We start from the raw sequence: 4,968 nt of genomic DNA on the forward strand, positions 1-4,968 counted from the left end.
CGACCCCCGCCCCCCGGCCCGTCTCGGCTGGGTCCTCGGCATCACCGGCGCGGCCACGTTCATGGCCGCCCTGGACAACCTCGTGGTCACCACCGCGCTGCCGGTCATCCGCGAGGACCTCGACGGGAGCCTCGCCGCGCTGGAGTGGATCGTCAACGGCTACACCCTGCCCTTCGCCTGCCTGCTGCTGTTCGCCGCCGGGCTCGGCGACCGCTTCGGCCGGCGCCGCGTCTTCGCCGGTGGAGTGGTGGTCTTCACCCTGGCCTCCGCCCTCGCCGCCCTGGCCGGCACCACCGGGGAGCTCATCGCCGCCCGTGCCCTCCAGGGCGTCGGCGCCGCCGTCCTCCTCCCGCTGAGCCTCACCCTCATCACCGCGAGCGTCCCCGCCGAACGGCGCGGCACCGCCTTCGGCATCTGGGGCGCGATCAACGGGCTGGCGGTCGCCGGCGGCCCCCTCGTCGGCGGCGCGGTCACCGAACACCTGAGCTGGCACTGGATCTTCTGGCTGAACGTCCCCGTCGGGCTGCTCCTGCTGCCGCTGATCCGGCTGCGCCTGCCCGGGGGCCGGGGCACCGACGCCCCCCTCGACGTGCCCGGCGCGCTCCTGGCCACCGCCGGTCTGCTCGGCGTCGTCCTCGGCATCATCCGCGGTCACGAGCACGGCTGGACGGCCCCCTCCACCCTCGGGCCGCTGACCGCCGGTGCCGCCGTCCTGGTGCTCTTCGTGCTGTGGGAGCGCCGGACCCCGGCCCCACTGCTGCCCCTGGACCTCTTCCGCTCCCGCACCTTCGCGCTGGTCAACGCCGCGAGCCTGCTGATGTTCCTGGGCATGTTCGGCTCGATCTTCCTGCTCACCCAGTTCCTCCAGATCATCCAGGGACACGGCCCGCAGGCGGCCGGCCTGCGGATGCTGCCGTGGACCGCGATGCCGCTGCTGATCGCCCCCCTCGCCGGCGTGCTCACCGACCGGATCGGCGGCCGGCCCGTGGTCACCACCGGACTGGGGCTGATGGCCGCAGGCCTGGCCTGGTTCGCCCTGGTGGCCGACCCGGCGGTGGGCTACGGCGCCCAACTGCCCGCCTTCGTGCTCTGCGGCCTCGGCATGGCGATGTTCTTCGCGCCGGCCGGGGCGATGGTGATGGGGTCGGTCCCCCCGGAGCGTCAGGGCGTCGCCTCCGGCGTCAACAACTCCCTGCGCGAGGTCGGCGGGGCGCTGGGCATCGCCCTGCTGGCCTCCGTCTTCGCCGCCCGGGGCGGCTACGCGCCGCCGACCGCCTTCGTGGACGGCCTGGTCCCGGCGCTGTGGTGGGGTGCGGCGGCGCTGCTGACCGCCGGCCTCCTGGTGTTCCTCGTCCCCCGGGGCGGGGGAGCGGCCGGCGCCGCCGCGGACCCCGCGGCCCCGCTCGGCGGCACGGCCGGCACCGGCGGCCCGGCCCGCCGGCTGCTCACCGCCGGGAACGACGAGGACATCGTCCGGGCCGTCCGCGAGGCCGACACCACCGGCACCCCGCTGCTGGTGCTGGGGGGCGGCAGCAACCTCGTCGTCTCCGACGACGGCTTCGACGGCACCGTCGTGCGGATCGCCTCCACCGGCGTCCGCTTCGACGGCACCCGCCTGGAGGTCGCCGCCGGGGAGAACTGGTCGGCGCTGGTCGACCGCGTCGTGGCCGCCGGACTCGCCGGCATCGAGTGCCTGGCCGGCATCCCCGGCTCCGTCGGCGCCACCCCCGTCCAGAACGTCGGCGCCTACGGCCAGGAGGTCGCCGACGTGCTCACCGAGGTCGTGGCCCTGGACCGGGCCGACGGCGGGATCGTCACCCTGCCCGCCGCCGAGTGCGGCTTCGCCTACCGCCACAGCCGCTTCAAGGCCGAGCCGGACCGCTGGGTGGTGCTGCGCGTGCGGATGGAACTGGAGGACGCCGGCGGGCTGTCCGCGCCCCTGAAGTACGCCGAGACCGCCCGGTTGCTCGGCGTCTCCCCCGGCGACCGGGTGCCGATCGGCGAGGCCCGCGACGGCGTGCTGCGACTGCGCGCCGGCAAGGGCATGGTCCTGGACCCCGACGACCACGACACCTGGTCGGCCGGCTCCTTCTTCACCAACCCGATCCTCGACGACGCCGCCCTGGCCGCCTTCCGCCGCCGGGTCGCCGAACGGCTCGGCCCGGACGCGGCGCCGCCGTTGTACCCCGCGGGGGAGGGGCTGACCAAGACCTCCGCCGCCTGGCTCATCGAGCGCGCCGGGTTCGGCAGGGGCCACGGCGAGGGCCCGGCCCGGATCTCCGGCAAGCACACCCTCGCCCTGACCAACCGGGGCGGGGCGCGCACCGCCGACCTGCTGGCGCTCGCCCGCGAGGTGCGCGCCGGGGTGCGCGAGGCCTTCGGCGTCACCCTGGTCAACGAGCCGGTGACGGTCGGCGTCGAACTCTGACCGGGGCCGCCCCGTTCCGGCCGGAACGGGGCGGAACGGGACCGCCGGTCAGCCGGCCAGCCAGGCGTCGATGTCCATCAGCAGCTTCTCGCGCACGTCCGACGGCGCGGTGGAGCCGCGCACCGACTGCCGCGCCAGCTCCGCCAACTCCTCGTCGGTGAAGCCGTGGTACCGCCGGGCGATCTCGTACTGGTCGGCCAGACGGGCCCCGAACAGCAGCGGATCGTCCGCCCCCAGCGCCATCGGCACCCCCGCCTCGAACAACCTCCGCAGCGGCACGTCCTCCTGCCGCTCGTACACCCCCAGCGCCACGTTGGACGCCGGGCACACCTCGCAGGTCACCCCGGACGCCGCCAACCGCTCCACCAGCCGGGGGTCCTCGGCCGCCCGCACCCCGTGGCCCACCCGTCCCGCGCCCAGGTCGTCCAGACAGTCCCGCACGCTCTCCGGCCCCGCCAACTCGCCCCCGTGCGGGGCCGCCAACAGGCCGCCCTCGCGGGCGATGGCGAACGCCCGGTCGAAGTCGCGGGCGAACCCGCGTCGTTCGTCGTTCGACAGTCCGAAGCCGACGATTCCCCGGTGGGCGTGGCGCACGGCCAGCCGGGCCAGGGTGCGGGCGTCCAGGGGGTGCTTCATCCGGTTGGCCGCCACCAGCACCCGGATCTCCAGGCCGGTGTCCCGGCGCGCGGCGTCCACCGCGTCCAGGATGATCTCCAGGGCCGGGATCAGTCCGCCCAGACGCGGTGCGTAGGAGGTGGGGTCCACCTGGATCTCCAGCCACCGGGACCCGTCGCGCAGGTCCTCCTCGGCGGTCTCCCGCACCAGGCGGTGGATGTCCTCCTCGGAGCGCAGGCAGGACCGCGCGATGTCGTACAGGCGCTGGAAACGGAACCAGCCGCGCTCGTCGGTCGCCCGCAGTTTCGGCGGCTCGCCCCCGCTGAGCGCGTCCGGCAGGTGCACCCCGTACTTGTCCGCCAGTTCCAGCAGGGTCGGGGACCGCATGGAGCCGGTGAAGTGCAGATGCAGATGGGCCTTGGGCAACAACCGGACGTCACGAACACTCGCCATCTCCGGATACTGCCCCATGGAGGCACGCGCATGAAAGTCGCGCCTCCCGAACGGGCGCCGCCCCGAACGCGGGAGCGGGGAACGCTCCGCGTCCGGGGCGGACGATCGGGCCGGACGGTGCCGGCGGGGGAGGGGCCGGTGGCCCCCCGGGCCTCCGTCAGTCGCGCGCCTCGGCGAGCAGCTTCTGCATCCGGGAGACGCCCTCCACCAGGTCCTCGTCACCCAGCGCGTAGGACAGCCGCAGGTAGCCGGGGGTGCCGAACGCCTCGCCCGGCACGACCGCCACCTCGACCTCCTCCAGGATCAGCTCGGCCAGCTCCACGCTGCTCCCGGGCCGCTTCCCGCGGATCTCCCGGCCCAGCAGGCCCTTCACCGACGGGTAGGCGTAGAACGCGCCCTCCGGCTCGGGGCACTCCACGCCCTCGATCTCGTTGAGCATCCGCACGATGGTCCGCCGCCGCCGGTCGAACGCCTCGCGCATCGTCGCCACCGCCTCCAGGTCGCCGGAGACGGCGGCCAGCGCGGCGGCCTGCGCGACGTTGGAGACGTTGGAGGTGGCGTGCGACTGGAGGTTGGCGGCGGCCTTGACCACGTCCTGCGGGCCGATCATCCAGCCCACCCGCCAACCGGTCATCGCGTAGGTCTTGGCGACGCCGTTGACCACCAGGCAGCGGTCCCGCAGTTCGGGGACGAGCGTCGGCAGCGAGGTGAACTCCGCGTCCCCGTAGACCAGGTGCTCGTAGATCTCGTCGGTCAGCACCCACAGGCCGTGCTCCACGGCCCAGCGCCCGATGGCCTCCACCTGCTCGCGCGGGTACACCGCGCCGGTCGGGTTGGAGGGCGAGACGAAGAGCACCACCTTGGTGCGCTCGGTGCGGGCCGCCTCCAGCTGCTCGACGCCCACCCGGTAGCCGGTGGTCTCGTCGGCGGTCACCACCACCGGCTCGCCGCCGGCCAGCCGGATCGACTCGGGGTAGGTGGTCCAGTAGGGGGCCGGGACGATGACCTCGTCACCCGGGTCCAGGATCGCGGCGAACGCCTCGTAGATGGCCTGCTTGCCGCCGTTGGTGATCAGCACCTGCGCCGGGTCCACCTCGTAGCCGGAGTCCCGCAGGGTCTTCTCCGCGACCGCCTTCTTCAGCTCCGGCAGACCGCCCGCGGGGGTGTAGCGGTGGAAACGCGGCTCGCGGCAGGCGGCCACGGCGGCCTCGACGACGTAGTCCGGGGTCGGGAAGTCCGGCTCACCGGCGCCGAAGCCGATCACCGGGCGCCCGGCGGCCTTCAGGGCCTTCGCCTTGGCGTCCACGGCGAGGGTGGCGGACTCGGAGATCGCGCCGATCCGGGCGGAGACCCGGCGCCCGGTCGGCGAAGCGGCTGACTGTCCGTTGGCAGATGCGGCACTCATAACGGCATCGTCCCGGGTCCGGGCCCCCGGGGCGCACCGGGGGCCGGGGCCGGGCGCGTCCGGCGGA

The 4,968-nt window shown here is 74.7% G+C and carries 3 protein-coding genes and 1 pseudogene; 2 read left to right on the top strand and 2 right to left on the bottom strand.

The window, feature by feature from the left end:
• Positions 1 to 61 precede the first annotated feature (61 nt).
• Positions 62 to 1,294, top strand: a pseudogene (locus FOE67_RS30085) (DHA2 family efflux MFS transporter permease subunit); the annotation flags it as partial.
• A 48-nt stretch (positions 1,295 to 1,342) separates the two neighbouring features.
• Complete coding sequence (locus FOE67_RS30090) at positions 1,343 to 2,428, top strand: UDP-N-acetylmuramate dehydrogenase (RefSeq protein WP_438874235.1); 1,086 nt, start codon at positions 1,343 to 1,345, stop codon at positions 2,426 to 2,428.
• Positions 2,429 to 2,476: 48 nt separating this feature from the next.
• On the opposite strand, the gene FOE67_RS16335 is transcribed toward FOE67_RS30090, so the two are convergent.
• Complete coding sequence (locus FOE67_RS16335; protein WP_182664963.1) at positions 2,477 to 3,496, bottom strand: adenosine deaminase; 1,020 nt, start codon at positions 3,494 to 3,496, stop codon at positions 2,477 to 2,479.
• Between the two features lie 157 nt (positions 3,497 to 3,653).
• Entirely contained in the window at positions 3,654 to 4,901 is a 1,248-nt protein-coding gene (locus FOE67_RS16340) for a pyridoxal phosphate-dependent aminotransferase (RefSeq protein WP_182664959.1), read from the bottom strand.
• Positions 4,902 to 4,968 lie beyond the last annotated feature (67 nt).

The sequence above is a fragment of the Streptomyces calidiresistens genome (genome assembly GCF_014141525.1).
In the GTDB taxonomy this organism is placed as follows: Bacteria; Actinomycetota; Actinomycetes; order Streptomycetales; family Streptomycetaceae; genus Streptomyces; species Streptomyces calidiresistens.